Origin of the sequence: Parvimonas sp. oral taxon 393 str. F0440 (assembly GCA_000223315.2) — a bacterium.
In the GTDB taxonomy this organism is placed as follows: domain Bacteria; phylum Bacillota; class Clostridia; order Tissierellales; family Peptoniphilaceae; genus Parvimonas.
In genome coordinates, this window is sequence record AFUS01000003.1 from 73,448 (window position 1) to 90,255 (window position 16,808).

Below are 16,808 nucleotides of genomic sequence, written 5' to 3' on the forward strand. Positions count from 1 at the left end.
TTAGGAAAACTTAATTTAGAAGATAATTTAGAAAGTGTTAAAGCAGTTATAAAAATTTTGGAAGAAGTTAATACTACAATTTATAGAGTTTTTTCATTTATTGAACTTAATCAAGCTATAAATACAACTGATGAAAAATCAACTTATTATAGCAATAATTTGAATGCAAAACTTTCAAATTATGCAAAGACTTTTACAAAAGTTGATAAATTCCTTGGTTCAATTACTGTTGATATTACAAAGGATGAATATTTAAAAGAATATGAATTCTTCTTTAAAAATAAGAAACAAGCTTTAAAACATGTATTACCTGAAGATATTGAAGAAGTTATCGCAAAAATGAAACTTTCAAGCTCAAACGCTTGGGAATTTATGTTTAATTTCTTGACTTCAAAGGCATCAATCGAATTTAGAGGAGAAGAAAAAACTTTAAGTGAAATTAGAAACTTAGCTTATTCTTCCGATGCAGAAACAAGAAAAGAAGCATTTTATAGTGAATTGAAACTTTATGATAGCATAAAGGATTCTATCGCTTTTTCATTAAATAATATCAAACAAGAAGTTAATACAACTTCAAAGATGAGAGGTTTTGAAACTGCACTTGATGAATCTTTAGAAAATGCAAGATTAAAGAGAGAAACTTTAAATGCTCTTTGGTCAAGTATTGACGATTACCTACCTCATTTTAGAAAATACTTTAAACATAAAGCTAAACTTCTAGGATATGAAGGCGGTTTGAAATTCTATGACCTTTTTGCAAGTATTGGAGAAAGTGACAGAACTTTCACAGTTGAAGAAGCTCAAGAATTTTTATTAAAGCATTTTGCGACTTTCTCAGATGATATGGTAAAAATGGTTAAAGATGCTTTTGAAAACAATTATGTTGACTACTTCCCTAAAAAAGGAAAAGTTGGTGGAGCTTTCTGTAGTAATCTTCCATTTATAAAACAATCAAGAGTAATGATGAATTTTGACGGAAGTCTTTCTTCTGTTTTAACTCTTGCTCATGAGTTAGGTCATGCATATCATGGACTTCATGTTGAAAATCATCTACCTTTAAATTGGGATTATCCAATGCCGGTTGCTGAAACAGCATCAATTTTCAATGAAAACTTAATTATGTCTGCAGCATTAAATGATGCATCTGAAAAAGAAAAGATTACTTTAATGGAATCTCAAATTTCTGACTGTGCTCAAATAACTGTTGACATCTATTCAAGATTTTTATTTGAAAAAGAAGTTTTTGAAAGAAAACTTGACCACTTTATGATGACTGAAGAACTTGAAGAAATTATGAGAAATGCTCAAAAACAAACTTATGGAGATGGACTTGATCCTGAAACTTACCATCCATTTATGTGGGCTTGTAAACCTCATTACTATTCAGCAGGTTTCTCATTCTACAATTATCCTTACTCATTTGGTGGACTTTTCTCAAGAGGACTTTATGCAATCTATAAAGAAAATCCAAATGGCTTTGTAGAAAAATATCAAGAGCTTTTAAAAGCGACTACAATTAATAATTGTGAAGATGTTGCAAAAGTTATGAATATCGATTTAACTAAAAAAGATTTCTGGTTAAAATCATTAGAAAGCATAAAAGAAGAAATAGACGAATTTATAGAATTGACAAGTAAATAGTTAAAATATTAATGGCGATTTTTTAATCGCCATTTTTTGTTTTAAATTTTGTTATATTCAATCATAATATCCTTTTTAAATAAAGTATTGACTTCATTGTTTTATTGTGATAAGCTATAAATGATAGAAGAGTTTAGTTAAAAAATGTTTTAAATAAATAAAGGAGTTGCTTTATGAAATTTAGAAAATTATTTATTTGTTTATTTTCTTTTTCCCTTTTTCTAACTTCCTGCTCACCTACACCAAAGGATAAATCCAATGTTGAAAATAAGGAAGAAGTTAAAAACAAAGAAGAAGCTGAAAAGGAAACTGTAGATAAAATATCTTTTGAAAAAGAGATTAAAAAAGTTGAACTTCCACAAAAAATTTCTGATTTGCGTTTTTTAAATTATAATCCGGAAAATAATAAATTATATTTTAATTATACAATTGATAATAATTTAGTTTATGCATCTAAAAATTTAAAAGATGGAACTACCGATATACTTTATGAAATTAAAGGTAAAGAAAAGGAAAGAATGTTCGGTATTGCAATAGATGGTGTTATTGATGAAAAATTATTCATAGTAAAGGTCAATCACAAAAATATTGAAAATAAAGAGAAAGATATTGAAGAGACACTTTTTGAATACAATTTTATCGTTGTAGATAAAAACAAAAATATCCAGAAATATTTTAATGAAGATGAAGATTCAATGTCAGGCGATAATCAAGCATATACAATAAGCCCATCAGTTAGTGTTGATGGTCATAATTTAATTTTAACTTGTGAAAATATGATTAATAATGATATACTAAAAAGCTATCTACTAAAATTCAATATTGACGATGGACAGTTAACTTTACTTAAAGAAGAAGAATTAAGTATCAAAAATGATAAGTATAATGGTAAGTATATTATGTTTGCCGGTAGTTTTGAAAACAATCTGTATTACCAAGTGGTAACTTACAATAACGAAGATAGCCTTGCAGAAGGATCTTCAGATATTTTCAAATATATATCTACAGAAGAATCTAAAAAAATTTTAGAATTGAATAAGATAAATTCTCCAACAGAAGTAAAAAACAGAAAAGCTGCTTTCGTTTCAGGAGATAATAAGTTATTATTTATAAGTGAATTTTTAATGGTTGAATCTACTTACAATACCGGTAAAGTTTTCAATTTAGAAACTATGTCAAGTACAGAAATTCCAAATATCGAAAGTCCATATGATATTACTGATATCTATAGAATAAAAGATTTATATATATTAAACAACAATAGGAGTATATATGCTTATAATAGCGATGCAAAATTGTTACTTCAAATAAATTATCAATACAAAGAAAAAATTATATCTAAAATGGCAGTTACGAACGATATTATTTCTTATTTATTTAGTGATAATTTAGAATCAAAAGAAGCAGAACTTCATATAATTAAACTTAAACGAAATTAGAATTTGATTTTTGTAAAATTTAACTTTGTTACTTTATTATGTTATTATAATTGCAGAGTAATATCAATCGGAGGGCTTATGAATAAAAAACAATAAAGATACTTCTTTTAATCTGGTTATTATTGATACCGTATATAACAAATATTTTGATGTATATCCCATTTTGTGGACATTATTTAGACTTCCCATATACATTTTTAATATATCTTTCAATGTTAATTACGATATTAATTTTATATTATGAAGTATCCAAGAAAAAGTAAAGTATTTTTTAAAAACGATTAAAATTTATTATATAAAAATATTACTCAATAGAAAAAACAAAGGGCATTTCAAACGAAATGCCCTTTAAATTGCACTGAATATTATATTTTTTTAGTTTTCTCTTAACCCGTTCGGAATTATAATTTCTTTTAGTAATTTTTCCTCTTCTTTTATTCTAACATACATCACAAAAATGTATAGAGGAGAAATTACTAAAGCCGTATATAAAGCGTGACAAAGCAATGCAAGCCCTGTCAATTCGGGTAAAATATTTAAAAAATAATTAGGATGTTTTACATTTACAAACAACCAGTGATTGACAAACTTATGGTCATTTAAAATCATAAGTTTAACTGTCCAAATATCTTTTAACAATCTTGTAACTGTGTAAAGCATAAAGATTGAAAAGATTATCAGAAGCAAACCAATAAAACTGATTTTATCAAATTTTGGTTTTCTAATAATCGCCTCGATAAGACAAAATAAATAAAATAATATATGTAAGATAGTAATTCTTTTAGAATTTTCTACTCCATATTCTCTCCCGCCGTCTTTTAGTATTTTTTTCTCGTTTTTAATTGAAATCTTGAGAAAAAATAATCTAATTATAAAAACAGCTATAACAATAGCATAAATCATATAACTCATATTACCCCCCAAATAATTGTTATATAATATTCAATGCAATCAAAAACATTTTAACATAAAATTAAACTTTTTGCCACCTATGTTATTCGATAGTAATACAATTACTTCGTAAGGTTTACTTTTGTTTATAGGCAAACAAAAGTAAATCTTACATAACTTATATATCATAGATATAAGTTATATTAATCTTGCAATTTTATACACAAATAAAAGAAGTTCTAATCTATACTATTCAAGTTTTTATCTTAAACATATCAACTATGAGTAGTAAATTCATTATCATAGAGCTTTATGAGATCTCTCGACTACGCTCGAGATGACGTAAAAAGGAAAATTTTTCGTTTAAGAGCTAAACGTTAATTGAAGATAAACTTACGAAATAAATTAAAATTATATAAAAACAAAATAATTAGCATCATAGAGCTATGCAAAGAAATATCAATTAACACGTCATCTCGAGCGGAATGAATAAAGTAAATGTATCGTAAATACATCCCAGACTGATGACAAAGTATCAACGAGCAATTGTTGACACTTTTTTAACGGAGAAAAAGAGAATAAGTAATATAATAATTAGACTATAGTCAAATAATTTAATAAAAACATACAAATTAAAAGGTTGAGGATTTTTACTCCCCAACCTTAGTTACTGAACTTTATTTTTTAGTTTCTTTTTGCAATTCCCGGTGTAGTCATTGAGAATACATCCAAGATATTGTCAATTTCTTCTTCAGTCATAATCTTTTCTGAGATTAAAACTGCCTTTACAGGTAAATTCTTTTCAATAGCTTTATGAATTACTTCAACTGATTTTTCATATCCGATATGTGGAGCGAAAGCTGTTACGATTCCGTAGCTATTGTGAACCATATTCTTAGTTCTTTCTGCATTTGCAGTAATTCCTAAAATACAGTTATGAACAAATGTATTTGCCGCTTTACCGATAGTTTCAACTGATTCAAATAAGTTGTAGAAAATTACCGGTTCAAAAGCGTTAAGTTCAAGTTGTCCCGCTTCTGCCGCCATTGTAACTGCAAAGTCGTTTCCTGCACAGTTAAAAGCAACTTGTGATACAACTTCAGGAATTACAGGATTTACTTTTCCCGGCATAATTGAACTTCCCGCTTGTCTTGCAGGTAAGTTGATTTCTGCAAAACCACAAGTTGGACCTGAAGACATAAGTCTTAAGTCATTAGCGATTTTAGACATACTGATTGCACAACTCTTTACAAGACCTGAAACATGAACAAAAACGTCGATATTTTGTGTTCCGTCAATTAAGTCTTCAGCTTGTACTAATTCCAAATCTGTAACTTGAGCAAGATTTTTTACAATCTTATCCATATAGCTTACATCGGCATTAAGTCCTGTACCAATTGCAGTTGCACCCATATTTACAGTTTTTAAAACTGTACATGCAGTTTTGAATAATTTAATATTTCTGGAAATTCCTGTTGCATAAGCTCTGAATTCTTGTCCAAGTCTGATAGGAATAGCATCTTGCATTTGAGTTCTACCCATTTTAATAACATCATCAAACTCTTCAGCTTTTACAAGTAATGCTTTTTCTAATTCATTTAAACTTTCAATTGTTTCGCCTAAAAGTCTTATAAGAGCGATTTTACCGCTTGTAGGATAAACGTCATTTGTAGATTGTCCCATATTTACATCATCATTTGGGTGGATGATTGAATAATCTCCAAGTTTTCCGCCTAAATGTTCAATAGCAATATTTGCAATTACTTCATTTGCATTCATATTATGGCTTGTTCCTGCTCCCCCTTGAATTGGGTCAACAATGAATTGATCTAAATATCTTCCCCAGATAATTTCATCACAAGCATAAACTATTGCATCTTTTTTCTTTTCGCTTAAAACTCCAGCCTCAAAGTTTGTGATAGCACAAGCTTTTTTGATTTCAGCAACTGATTTAATCATTTCAGGATTTGTTTTTCTTCTTGTAATCTTGAAGTTTTCTGTTGCTCTTTGAGTATGAATTCCATAATAAGCATTTTCCGGAATTAAACTTTCTCCAATACAATCATGTTCAACTCTGTATCCTTGTTTTGTTTCCATAATATTTTTTCTATCTCCTTTATAAAATATAATCTAAACCATTTTTTTAGGGTCAACAATTTGATCAAATTCTGACTCTGTTAAATAACCGAAATGCAAAACTGCTTCTTTTAATGTTGTATTTTCCTTAAAGGCATACTTTGCACATTGACTTGCCTTATCATAACCAATATATGGATTAAGTGAAGTTACAAGCATTAAAGACTCATTCAAATATTTTTCTACAACTTCTCTATTTACTTTTATTCCTCTTACACAGTTTTTAACAAAAGATTCCATAGCATCTGAAAGTAAATTTACAGATTCTACAAAACTGTATATAATAACCGGCATATAAACATTAAGCTCAAAATTTCCTTGAGATGCGGAAAAACTTATCGTAGTATCATTTCCTAAAACTCTTGCACAAACCATTGTCAATGCTTCTATTTGAGTAGGATTTACCTTTCCCGGCATAATTGAACTTCCAGGTTCATTTGCAGGAATTTCAATTTCTGAAAAACCGCAACGTGGTCCACAAGCTAAAAATCTTATATCATTTCCAATCTTTAATAAATCCATTGCTAATGCTTTAATTGCTCCGTGAGAAACGACAACTGCATCTTTCATTGTCAATGAATGGAAGAAATTTTCAGCAGGTTTGAATTCTTTTCCTGTTATCTTTGAAACATATTTTGCAACAATATTCTTAAAGTTTTCTTTAGTATTAATACCTGTACCAACTGCAGTTGCTCCAAGTGAAATTTCTAAAAGTCCCTTTCTTGTATATTCAATATATTCCAAACATTTTTCTATAGAATGTCTATAACCGCTGAACTCTTGAGAAATCTTAATAGGCACAGCATCTTGTAAATGTGTTCTACCAATCTTTATAACATCGCTATTTGCTTCTTCAAAAGCCTTAAAAGCTGAAATCAATGTTTTCATTGACGGAATAAGTTTTCTGTCAATAACATCTAAACAAGCTATATGCAAAGCTGTTGGAAAAGTATCATTTGAACTTTGAGATTTATTTACATCATCATTTGGGTGAATTAAAGTCTTACCCGCCTTTTGATTTGAAAAATTTGCAATAACCTCATTCAAATTCATATTTGTTTGTGTACCGCTACCAGTTTGATAAACAACAAGCGGGAAATGTTCATCAAGTTTTCCACTAAAAATTTCCTCAACAGCATTTTCTATTGCAGAAAATTTTTCCTTGTTCAAGTCGCCAAGCTCGTAATTAGCCATTGCACAAGCATACTTAACAGTAGCCATTGCTCTTATAACTTCAGGTGGCATCTTGTAATTTCCAATTTTGAAATTTTCAAAACTTCTCTGTGTAGTTGCACCCCAAAGTTTATCACTTTCTACCTTAATTTCTCCGATAGAGTCTTTATAAACCTTATAACTCATCAAGAACCCTCCTATATTTAAACATTTTTTATATTAAAATTCATTAAAAATATAAAATTACTCATCCTATACTATTATATCATAATTCCTTTTTGATTATTATTTATGGTAATTATGGTGAAATTAATATACTTTTACCATTGGGCATAAAACTATATTAATTATACCATAATTCCTATTTAATAACTAATTTAATGTAATTATGGTGAAATTAATATGTTTTTACCACTGGGCGTAAAACCATATTAATTATACCACAATATTGGATGTTTTGTTAATTTTTTGTTAGTAAATAATAAAATAACAATTTTTTGTTATAGTTTACAACTGCTTCATATTCATATACTCAAATTAATATACAATTTTTTAAACTTACTTCTTAGTAAAAAATTAATAACTTTATTATTTCACAATAAAAATTCACGTCTTACAATTTTGCAAAGAAATTCTCCAAACACGTCATCTCGACCAAAACGAGTGAAACGAATGTAGCGGAGAGATCTCATACTTTTGCTTTAGCAAAAGTAAATGTATCGTAGATACATGAAAAACTAAAAATCTCATTCTTAAAAAAATTACTAAATACAAAGTGCTTTTATATTCTATGAGCTTTAGGAGATCTTTCGACTCCGTTACACTCCGCTCAAGATGACGTATAAAGTAATTCACTTTGTTTAAGAGATAGACGTTAAAGGTAAATAAACTTAAAACAATAAAAAAACGTTGGAAAAAATTTCCAACGTTTTAAATTCATTTTTACTATCTCTTTGAAAATTGTGGGCTTCTTCTTGCCTTTTTAAGACCATATTTCTTTCTTTCTTTCTTACGAGGGTCTCTTGTTAAGAAACCGGCTCTTTTTAATACAGGTCTTAATTCAGCAGAAACTTCTAATAAAGCTCTTGCAACACCATGTCTGATTGCTCCAGCTTGTCCTGTAAATCCGCCACCTTTTACATTTACATAAACGTCGAATTTACCAAGACTTTCAGTTACTTCTAAAGGTGATTTTGCAGTAACCTTTAAAGTATCATAATCAAAATATTCATCTATATCTTGTTTGTTAATAACAAATTTTCCGTTTCCAGGTGTTAAGAAAACTCTAGCTACAGAAGTTTTTCTTCTTCCTGTTCCTACAAATTGAGTTGCCATATATGTTAATCTCCTTTCTATTCCTATTTATTTAATGTTAAAACTTCCGGTTGTTGAGCTTCGTGATTATGTTCCGGACCAGCATAAACCTTTAATTTCTTGAACATTTGTCTTCCTAAAACATTCTTTGGAAGCATTCCCTTAACAGCTAATTCAATAACTTTTTCAGGTTTAGTTTGTAACATTTTTTCATAAGAAATAGCCTTTAAACCATTTGAGTATCCAGTATAGTATCTATGTTCTTTTTGTTGTAATTTGTTTCCAGTTAATTTAACTTTTTCAGCATTAACAACAATAACATAATCTCCCATATCGAATGATGGTTGGAATCTAACATTTTTCTTTCCTCTTAAAATTGAAGCAACTTCAGTTGCAAGTCTACCTAAAACAACGTCTTTTGCATCAACTACATACCATTTACGATTAACATCGCAAGGCTTTGCTACGTAACTTTTCATTTCATTCCTCCTTAATTCTTTTTACAATATTGGGTTATTTAGACATCGCTACCCAGCGATTTTGTAGGCGAGGACTTATTAATCGCAACCTCGACTGCTATGCGATTGATATTGTAAAAAGACAAGGCTTTTTAAATATCATGTATCCAAAAGTGATACCTTGGTATTATATCATATATATATACTAATTGCAATACTTTTAAAGATTTTTTTATAAATTATTTAAAACTTTTGCTGTTAAATCCGGATAATTTCCAATTAGAGCATCTACTCCCATTTCAATTAAATACTTCATAGCTTTTTCGTCATTAACTGTCCATGTATTTATTTCAAGTCCCATTTTTTTGAATTCCACAGCCCAAGACGGCTTTTGAAGTAGCATATAATATCCGGGATGAACAGCTTCGTGCTTAATTCCTCTCATATACTCAACTGTATTCATCATTGGACTTTCAAATAGTAATCCTGTCTTAAAAGTAGGGTCAATTTGTTTACAAAGCTCCATTGACTCGTGATTAAAAGATGATAAAATAACATCATCTTTAAGTTTGAACTCTTTAACAATATTTATAACAGCCTCTTCAAGTCCATAATAAAAGACATAATTATTCTTAAGTTCTAAATTTACAAAAAGTTTATTATCCTTTACTATTTGTAAAAGTTCATCCAAGAAAATAATCTTTTCTCCTAAAAATTCAATTCCCTTATGTGAGCCGAATTCCATTTGTAAAAGCTCTTTTGAAGTCAAGTCCTTTATAAAACCGCTTCCGTTTGAGCAAGTTCTATCAACATTATCATCGTGAATTATTACAAGTTTTTTATCCTTTGTCATATGTACATCAGTTTCAAAACCGTCACAATTTCCGTGTTCAATCGCTTTTAAAAAAGCAATTTTAGTATTTTCAGGATATTTACCTGAAAAACCTCTATGTGCTAAATTCAATATCTTTTTCATAATATCTCCTTATCTAATTTAAAATATATTTAAAGTATATCACTTTTATAATATTTACTCAATAAGTCAATGTTTAATAAATTTGTAAGGGGGTAAAAATTTAAAGTATGCAAATACAAATATTTTTTATTCGCTAGGGGTGCTACTAAGCTGAGAAATACCCTTTGTACCTGATTCAGTTAATACTGACGTAGGGAAGCTGAATAGTCTTTTTTGTGGACTTTCTAGTGAATATCATAGGAGGTTTTTTTTATGGAAAATTTTGGAAAATTTTTCTCAAGTACGACAGGAAAAACAACTATTATATTGTTGATTTCCTTTGCATTTTTATTTTTTGTCTTTATTTTAGAAGAGATGAAAAAATATTTTCTACAAAAGCGCTAACTTACTCTGCCATCTTATTGGCACTTGGAATTAGTGCAAATCAAATAAAGTTTTTTAGCCTGCCACAAGGTGGAAGCATAACTTTATTTTCAATGATTTTTGTAGTTTTTATAGGTTATATGTTCGGACTTAGAGTAGGACTTATAGCAGGAATAACTTTCGGACTTTTAAATTTATTGATTAAGCCAGAAGTATATACACCTGTTCAAGCGATTATTGACTATATTTTAGCATTTGGCTCTCTTGGACTCGGTGGACTATTTGCAAAAAAGAAAGATAAATTAATTTTCGCTTATATTCTTGCAATTACAGGAAGATTTATCTTTGCAGTATTCTCCGGATATGTATTCTTCGGGACCTACGCTCCAAAAGGTTGGAATCCATTGTTTTACTCAATCTGGTATAATTTTTCATATATTGGAACAGAAGGAATTATAACTGTATTATTACTTTTAATTCCGGTTGTAAGAAACACATTGGAAAAATTAAAATCAAGCAATTTTAAAACAAATTAAAAATTACTAAAAACAAAATATTATTTTAACATAAAAATAGAGAGTGTAAAAACTCTCTATTTTTATAATTTTTATTCTTCATCTTTTTTCTTTGTAATATATGCTCCACCTATTCCTGCTAATGCAAGTATTACATAACTAAATGCACTTTCTATATTTGTCTTTGGAAGCATTCTACCTTTTTGCACTTTAGGCTTTTGTGATTCAGGTTTTGATATTTCCGGTTTTGGTGTTCCCGTTTTTTTATCTTCTTCAAATTTCCACTCGCCTTGTAATCTTAAATCTTCATTTTCAACTATTGCTTCATTTTCTATAGGTTCAACTTGATTATTTTTAGGAGCCTTCCAAGTTATAAACTTCCAAGTTCCCCCTTCTACTTTTACATCATCAAATTTTGGAAGATTTATTTTTGTACCACTTTCAACATCAGATTTATTTGCAGGTACTTTAGCTTTTATTTCATCAGGTAATTCTTTACCGTCTGTTATTGATTTAAATTCGAAAGTTACATTATACTTTTTAGGTTGTGGTTCGGGTTTTTTATCTTTTTCAAATTTCCATTCACCTTGTAATCTTAAATCTTCATTTTCAACTATTGCTTCATTTTCTATAGGCTCAACTTGATTATTTTTAGGAACCTTCCAAGTTATAAACTTCCAAGTTCCATCTTCTACTTTTACATCATCAAATTTTGGAAGATTTACTTTTGTACCATTTGGAACATCATGTTTATCTGCAGGTTTTTTATTTTTAACCGCTTCCGGCAAATCCATATCATCAGGTACTGCAATAAATCTATATAATACCTTAAATTTATTTGCAGGGGCATCTTTTTCAAATTCCCAAACTCCGTTTAAATTAATATCTTCATTTGTAACTTGAACTTCATTGGTTACTACTGTTGTAGTTCCACCTGCATTAACTTTTTCCCATCTTTTGAACTTCCAAGTTCCACCTTCAACCTTTACATCTTTAAAATCAGTCTTAAGTGGATATTTAAAACCTTTTGGAACATCAATAGCTGATTGTGGTAATTGATTTAATACTCCATCCGGTAAATTTTTACCTTTAGTTCCTGATACAAAATCAGGATTTACGGAATATCCTTGAGTAGCCATTGGAGCAACATTATGGTTTTTTTCAACCTTTTCTCTCTCTGCAAAACTAACTTTAGGCAATATTGCAACTAACATTGTAAGAATAAGAATTTTTGAAATAATCTTCTTCATTTTTCCCCATTTTTGTTAAAATTATTTTTGCTATTGAAAATTAATTAATTTTAGATGATTAAGATAAAATTCATCTAATATAAGAAATTGTTATAATAGCAAGTTATATTATAACATAAACTTATTTTTTGTGCAATTTTTAGACAAAAAAGACTAGGATTTACCTAGTCTTTCAATAAGATTTTTCAATATTATTTATATTTTTTCTTATAACCAATAGCTCCGGCTACCCCTAAAGCTAATATTGATGTTAAAACATAACTTGCATTAGTTATATTTGTTCTTGGAAGTTTATTTGTTTTTCTATTCTTTTTAGAATTATTTTCCGGTTTAACATCTTGAACCGGTTTTTTATTGTCATTACCCGGCTTATTGTTATCATCTCCAGGTTTGTTGTTATCGTCTTGTTTATCTCCATAAACTACTGCATAAATGCTGAAATGATCAGTTTTAAATGTTACTTCTCCATTTTCGTAAGTGAATGGAATTTCTGTTAATCCTCCATCTATATGATATATTTTTTCTACTTTTGCTTTTACTTTAATTTTAACAGTAACTTCGCCTTTTGGTTGAGCTTCTCCGTTATTTGCATCTTTTAAACTTATATCATAAGCATCATATTCTTTTCCTGCCAATTCTTTAGGATTAACAGCCTTTGTCAAGACTTTCCAGTTTTTGTCTAAAGTATTAGTATCTCCGCTTACAACTATTGAACCGTCTTCGTTTTTAAGTTCAACTTTTTCAACTTCAGGTTCTTGTGGCTTATCTACTAATGCATTTATTGCATCTGTTAGGTCTTTTTCAGCCTTATCAACTTCTTCTTGTGTCGCATCTTCTTTTGCCAAAATTTCTTCAGCTTTTGCCAATGCTTTATTCATCGCTTCTATTGATTCATCAGTTTTACCCTTTGTTGTTTCAGGTTTTTTTGCCTTATCTATCGCTTGTTGCAATGCTTCTTTATTTACTTCAGGAGCTATTTCATCCAATTCCAATTCAACTTCAACAACCATTATGCTAAATACTCCTGTATTTTGAGTATTATAATAATAAGTGAATTTTTTTGCATTTTCTGAATTTATAGTTAAGATTCCTGTGTTTTTATCATAAGAAAGATTTGTATCTTTTTCATCAAATTTAACTTTATCTAAATTATCCGCTCCTATAAGTTTGCTCATATCAATCTTTGTAAGACTTTTTGTTGTAAATTTAACTCTTTGGATTGAATCAAAGTATGAAGATTCACTATTAAATTCAATTTTAGATAAATCTAAAGTAGTTAATCTGTTTCCATGAATATTTAATCCGAATAATTTTAAGTTTTCAATTTTTAATTCAGATAATTTATTTTCTTTTAAATAAATTGCTGTTAATTTAGTATTATTACTCAAATCAAGTTCAGTAAGTCCCATATTATCTTCTTGATTGTTATCTAAAGATAAAGATAAAAGTTCTGTATTTTTAGAAAGATCCAACTTCTTCAAATTATGTCTTTCAAGTTTAAGTTCAGTAAGATTTACAAGTGGCGTAATATCAATATTTTTTAACTTTCTTTTTGATCTGACAAATCAAGGTGTTTAAGAGAAGTTAATTTTGTAAAATCTAATCCATTTGTAAAATTATTTCCCTTTAAATCTAACCATTCAACTTTATTATTTTCATTGAATTTAATTTCTTTAAGATTATTGTCATTTGCTTTTATAGATTTTAAAACTTCCAATTCACTTACATCTAAAGTTTCAATTCCAACTTTATCTATATCTAGATATTGAAGTTTTTTAAATGCTGAAAAATTGAGGTCTTTGTGTTTTTCACCTTTCACTTCTAAAAGATATACATTAGTTAATTGTTCAACCCCTGTTGTATCAACATTTTCTGAAATTTTTAACTTTTTAATATATTCCACTTGTGATTCATAGATATTAAAATTAGATTTTGCTTCTTCCTGATTAACATCTGCAGGTATATGGTTAAGAACTTCCGGATTTTGTTTATATACTTCTTGTCTCAAAGCCTTGTCAGGAATATTTAAAGGTTGTGTAACTTCCTTTATAAATTCTTCTACATCTATAGATATTTCTAAACGTCCTGCATCATTAACTTTTTTATTTTTAAAACCGGGAGTTAACATAAAAACATTAGACTCTTGTTCATTAGCGGATGCATTTTCATTTGATTTAAGCTTAAATATTTTTTATCCAATTTTAATTTTAAAGAAGACTTAACAGGATTATATTCAATATTTTTGATAATTACGGAATTTCCTTGAACTTCTTTTTCAATTTCTACAGTTCTGTTATCATGATCTAAAAGTTTTATTTCAACATTTTTTGCAAAATCTTCATTTTCAAAATTAAGTTTTAAATCATATTTTAATTCGTAATTAATAGCCAAAATACTATCTTCTTTAGTTTTTAAATAATTAGGTTCTTGAGGGTATGTAGCTTCAAGATTTGTGAATATTGGAACTTGCTTTCCTTCATAGTATTTAAAGTCAGCACCTCTAACTCTAATTCCATACTCATTAGATTCTTCCTCATTAGTAACATCAAGCAAAGCTCCTTGAATATTTTTTTGTATTTGTTTTACAATTAAATTTTTTCCGTTTGCTTCGGAATATAATCTAACTGATTCCATTGTGGAGTAATCATAATAGAAAACTCCTACTTTTAATGCTTCTGCATCAATTTTGTCAAAACCGTTCAACTTATATCCGTTTACATATGGAACGATATTCAAATTAACTGTTTCTTTCTTTTGTTCTGCTCTAACTTCATGATTTGGCTTACCGAAAAACAACATATTCGGTAAAATCAGAGAAGCAAGCATCAGCATTACTAATTTCTTTTTCATAAATCTACTCCTTATAAATATTGTTATTCTTTTTAGAGAATAACCATAATAAATATACTATAAAAAGGCTACATTGTCAACTAGTAACACCGCTAAAAATTCTATATTATAAATATAAATTCGCAATGATTTTGTATATGTTTTTTATCTGTTTTTTTATTTTTTGTGCCTAAAGTTTAAAAGTTTTCACAAAAAAAGATTGGGCTTTCCCAATCTTTTATCCAAATATTAATTATAATAGCGAAAAGTCTTCCATATTCCAAATTTCTGTCGCTATATCTGTATAAAAGTCCTTTTCGTGAGAGATTAAAAAGATTCCGCCCTTGTATTCCTTTAAGGCTCTTTTCAATTCCTCCTTTGACTCCGGATCAAGATGGTTTGTAGGTTCATCAAGCATTAGAATATTTGTCTTTTCATTTAAAATTTTACAAAGTCTTACCTTTGCCTGTTCTCCACCACTTAAAACTTTCATCTGTGATTCTATATGCACATTTGTAAGAGAACATTTTGCAAGAGCAGCACGAATTTTAAATTGTTCCCAACTTGGAAATTTCTCCCACATCTCATCAATGGGTGTATTGTTATTGTCGTAATGCTCTTCTTGTTTAAAATATCCTATTGCTAAGTTTTGACCGAAAGAAACAGAACCTGAAATAGCTTTAATATTTCCAAGAATTGTATTTACAAGAGTTGTCTTACCAAGTCCGTTCGCTCCTACGATAGCAATTCTATCTCCTCTTTCCATACGAAGATTTAAAGGCTTACTAATCGGCTTATCATAACCTATTACCAAATCTTCTGTTTCAAAAATTAATCTACTTGTGGAAGGAGCTGTTTCAAAATAGAATTCAGGCTTTGGCTTTTCCCTTACAAGCTCAATCTTTTCCATTTTATCAAGTTTTTTCTGTCTTGACATCGCCATATTTCTAGTAGCAACTCTAGCCTTATTTCTTTGCACAAAATCTTCAAGTTCTTGAATTTCCTGTTGTTGTTTTTTATAAGCAGCTTCAATTTGTCTTTGTTTCAACTCTTTCAGTCTTAAAAATTCGTCATAATCTCCAACATATCTATTTACTTCACAATTTTCAACATGATAAATCAAATTTATTACAGAATTTAAAAATGAAATATCATGAGAAATTAAAATAAAGGCATTTTCATAATTTTGTAAATATCTTCTAAGCCAATTTATATGCTCCTCGTCCAAATAGTTAGTAGGCTCGTCAAGAAGTAAAATATCCGGCTTTTCTAAAAGCAATTTTGCAAGTAAAATCTTTGAACGTTGTCCACCCGAAAGGTCAAAAGCAGGTCTATCAAGCCAATCTTTAATTCCCATATTATGAGCAATTTCATCAATCTTGGAATCAATCATATAAAAGTCATTCGTTTCAAGTAATTCTTGAAGCTCCGCTGCATCCAGCATTATATTATCAAGTTCTTGACCTGATAATTCACCCATTTTCATATAAATATCATTTAATTCACTTTCAACTTCAAAAAGATATGAAAAGGCTGATTTTAAAACATCTCGAACAGTCATATCAGCACCGATTACGGAATGTTGGTCAAGGTAGCCAATTCTTACTCTCTTTGCCCATTCGATATTTCCCTCTTCAGCTTCAAGTTTTCCTGTAACCAGATTTAAAAAGGTACTCTTACCCTCTCCATTTGGTCCAACAAGTCCTATATGTTCACCTTTTAAAAGTCTAAAATTTACATCTTTAAGTATTTGACGACCACCAAAGCTGTGGCTCAAATTTTTTACAGTTAAAATACTCATTTCTTCTCCTTTTAGTATAGCT

At 28.8% G+C, this 16,808-nt stretch carries 15 protein-coding genes and 1 riboswitch; of the genes, 4 read left to right on the forward strand and 11 right to left on the reverse strand.

Features of this window, described 5'->3' with window-relative positions:
* Positions 1-57: 57 nt before the first annotated feature.
* Positions 58-1,641 carry a M3 family oligoendopeptidase gene (locus tag HMPREF9127_RS00540; protein ID WP_009447582.1) on the forward strand — a complete coding sequence of 528 codons (1,584 nt, stop codon included), beginning with the start codon at positions 58-60 and terminating at the stop codon, positions 1,639-1,641.
* 173 nt (positions 1,642-1,814) lie between these two features.
* On the forward strand, positions 1,815-3,080 hold the full coding sequence (locus HMPREF9127_RS00545; protein ID WP_009447650.1) for a hypothetical protein: 1,266 nt from the start codon (positions 1,815-1,817) through the stop codon (positions 3,078-3,080).
* Positions 3,081-3,455: 375 nt separating this feature from the next.
* Here HMPREF9127_RS00545 and HMPREF9127_RS00550 read toward each other — a convergent pair whose 3' ends face one another.
* From HMPREF9127_RS00550 to HMPREF9127_RS00575, 6 genes are all read right to left on the reverse strand, one after another.
* Positions 3,456-3,992 carry an isoprenylcysteine carboxyl methyltransferase family protein gene (locus HMPREF9127_RS00550; RefSeq protein ID WP_009447666.1) on the reverse strand — a complete coding sequence of 179 codons (537 nt, stop codon included), beginning with the start codon at positions 3,990-3,992 and terminating at the stop codon, positions 3,456-3,458.
* Between the two features lie 663 nt (positions 3,993-4,655).
* Entirely contained in the window at positions 4,656-6,068 is a 1,413-nt protein-coding gene (locus HMPREF9127_RS00555) for an aspartate ammonia-lyase (protein ID WP_009447669.1), read from the reverse strand.
* A 33-nt stretch (positions 6,069-6,101) separates the two neighbouring features.
* Positions 6,102-7,466, reverse strand: coding sequence for a class II fumarate hydratase (gene fumC / locus HMPREF9127_RS00560; protein ID WP_009447610.1), 1,365 nt, complete (start codon positions 7,464-7,466; stop codon positions 6,102-6,104).
* Between the two features lie 759 nt (positions 7,467-8,225).
* Positions 8,226-8,615, reverse strand: coding sequence for a 30S ribosomal protein S9 (gene rpsI, locus HMPREF9127_RS00565; protein WP_009447569.1), 390 nt, complete (start codon positions 8,613-8,615; stop codon positions 8,226-8,228).
* A 23-nt stretch (positions 8,616-8,638) separates the two neighbouring features.
* The gene (gene rplM, locus HMPREF9127_RS00570; RefSeq protein ID WP_009447639.1) at positions 8,639-9,073 is read right to left on the reverse strand and encodes a 50S ribosomal protein L13; all 435 of its coding nucleotides are present in this window, start codon (positions 9,071-9,073) and stop codon (positions 8,639-8,641) included.
* Positions 9,074-9,284: 211 nt separating this feature from the next.
* Positions 9,285-10,028 (reverse strand): glycerophosphodiester phosphodiesterase, encoded by a 744-nt coding sequence (locus HMPREF9127_RS00575; protein ID WP_009447587.1) that lies wholly within the window; start codon positions 10,026-10,028, stop codon positions 9,285-9,287.
* A 125-nt stretch (positions 10,029-10,153) separates the two neighbouring features.
* Positions 10,154-10,242: riboswitch (TPP riboswitch) on the forward strand.
* 38 nt (positions 10,243-10,280) lie between these two features.
* Here HMPREF9127_RS00575 and HMPREF9127_RS08580 point away from each other — a divergent pair.
* Positions 10,281-10,412 (forward strand): hypothetical protein, encoded by a 132-nt coding sequence (locus HMPREF9127_RS08580; protein ID WP_009447635.1) that lies wholly within the window; start codon positions 10,281-10,283, stop codon positions 10,410-10,412.
* A 17-nt stretch (positions 10,413-10,429) separates the two neighbouring features.
* Complete coding sequence (locus HMPREF9127_RS00580; RefSeq protein ID WP_009447571.1) at positions 10,430-10,927, forward strand: energy-coupled thiamine transporter ThiT; 498 nt, start codon at positions 10,430-10,432, stop codon at positions 10,925-10,927.
* Between the two features lie 71 nt (positions 10,928-10,998).
* Here the strand turns inward: HMPREF9127_RS00580 and HMPREF9127_RS00585 are convergent, their stop codons facing one another.
* From HMPREF9127_RS00585 to HMPREF9127_RS00605, 5 genes are all read right to left on the reverse strand, one after another.
* Positions 10,999-12,156 carry an SHIRT domain-containing protein gene (locus tag HMPREF9127_RS00585; RefSeq protein WP_009447657.1) on the reverse strand — a complete coding sequence of 386 codons (1,158 nt, stop codon included), beginning with the start codon at positions 12,154-12,156 and terminating at the stop codon, positions 10,999-11,001.
* A gap of 191 nt (positions 12,157-12,347) precedes the next feature.
* On the reverse strand, positions 12,348-13,637 hold the full coding sequence (locus HMPREF9127_RS00590) for a leucine-rich repeat domain-containing protein (protein ID WP_009447672.1): 1,290 nt from the start codon (positions 13,635-13,637) through the stop codon (positions 12,348-12,350).
* Between the two features lie 59 nt (positions 13,638-13,696).
* Positions 13,697-14,284, reverse strand: coding sequence for a hypothetical protein (locus HMPREF9127_RS00595; RefSeq protein WP_009447675.1), 588 nt, complete (start codon positions 14,282-14,284; stop codon positions 13,697-13,699).
* Positions 14,278-15,006 carry a hypothetical protein gene (locus HMPREF9127_RS00600; protein ID WP_009447662.1) on the reverse strand — a complete coding sequence of 243 codons (729 nt, stop codon included), beginning with the start codon at positions 15,004-15,006 and terminating at the stop codon, positions 14,278-14,280. The genes HMPREF9127_RS00595 and HMPREF9127_RS00600 overlap by 7 nt, the downstream gene beginning before the upstream one ends.
* Positions 15,007-15,238: 232 nt before the next feature.
* Entirely contained in the window at positions 15,239-16,786 is a 1,548-nt protein-coding gene (locus HMPREF9127_RS00605) for an ABC-F family ATP-binding cassette domain-containing protein (RefSeq protein WP_009447683.1), read from the reverse strand.
* Between the last annotated feature and the right edge of the window lie 22 nt (positions 16,787-16,808).